Here is a 1,386-nt window from a genome sequence, read left to right as displayed (position 1 = left end):
AAGACGCTTTACGACAAGATCTGGGATGCCCATCTGGCCCATGAGGCCGAGGACGGCACCAGCCTTCTGTATATCGACCGCCACCTGGTGCATGAAGTCACCAGCCCGCAGGCCTTCGAAGGGCTGCGCATGGCGGGCCGCACCGTGCGCGCGCCGGACAAGACCATCGCCGTTCCGGATCACAACGTGCCCACCACGCCGGGCCGCGAAGATCCCAAGAACATGACCGAGGATTCGGCCATCCAGGTCGCCGCGCTGGACAAGAACGCCAGGGATTTCGGCATCCACTACTACCCGGTGTCGGACGTGCGTCAGGGCATCGTGCATATCGTCGGCCCCGAACAGGGCTGGACCCTGCCCGGCATGACCGTGGTCTGCGGCGACAGCCACACCGCCACCCATGGCGCCTTCGGTGCGCTGGCGCATGGCATCGGCACCTCGGAAGTGGAGCATGTGCTGGCCACCCAGACCCTGATCCAGAAGAAATCCAGAAACATGAAGGTCGAGATCACCGGCAAGCTGCAGCCGGGCGTCACCGCCAAGGACATCACCCTGGCGGTGATCGGCGTCACCGGCACCGCCGGCGGCACCGGCTATGTCATCGAATACTGCGGCGAGGCGATCCGCGACCTGTCCATGGAAGGCCGCATGACGGTCTGCAACATGGCCATCGAGGGCGGCGCCCGCGCCGGTCTGATCGCGCCGGATGAAAAGACCTTCGCCTACGTCAAGGGCCGCCCGCACGCGCCCAAGGGCGCCGATTGGGACAAGGCCATGGAGTGGTGGCAGACCCTCTACACCGACGAGGGCGCGCATTTCGACAAGGTCATCACCCTGAAGGGCGAAGAGATCGAACCGGTCGTGACCTGGGGCACCTCGCCCGAGGATGTGCTGCCGATCACCGCCAAGGTTCCCGCGCCCGAGGATTTCAAGGGCGGCAAGGTGGAAGCCGCCGCGCGCTCGCTGGAATACATGGGCCTGACGCCGGGCACGCCGCTGACCGAGATCGAGATCGACACGGTCTTCATCGGCTCGTGCACCAACGGCCGGATCGAGGATCTGCGCGCCGCCGCCGCCATCCTGAAGGGCCGCAAGATCAAGGACGGCATGCGGGCCATGGTCGTGCCGGGCTCGGGTCTGGTGCGGGCGCAGGCCGAGGAAGAAGGCCTGGCCGACATCTTCAAGGAGGCCGGATTCGAATGGCGCCTCGCGGGCTGCTCCATGTGCCTGGCCATGAACCCCGACCAACTGGCCCCCGGCGAGCGTTGCGCCGCCACCTCGAACCGCAACTTCGAAGGCCGTCAGGGCCGGGGCGGACGCACCCACCTGCTCAGCCCCGCCATGGCCGCCGCCGCCGCCGTCACAGGCAAGCTGACTGACGTGCGC

1 protein-coding gene is annotated in these 1,386 nt (G+C 67.1%); it reads left to right on the top strand.

Translation table 11 applies throughout. The annotated features are described in order from the left end of the window. Positions 1–1,386: 3-isopropylmalate dehydratase large subunit (leuC, locus tag AB0T83_RS20215; protein WP_366194994.1), on the top strand; the 1,386-nt coding region annotated here is incomplete at both ends.

This window comes from Meridianimarinicoccus marinus (assembly GCF_040689105.1).
Classification (GTDB): Bacteria; Pseudomonadota; Alphaproteobacteria; order Rhodobacterales; family Rhodobacteraceae; genus Meridianimarinicoccus; species Meridianimarinicoccus marinus.
The sequence above is the reverse complement of the archived record's forward strand: the minus strand, read 5'-3'. Positions and strand labels throughout refer to the sequence as shown.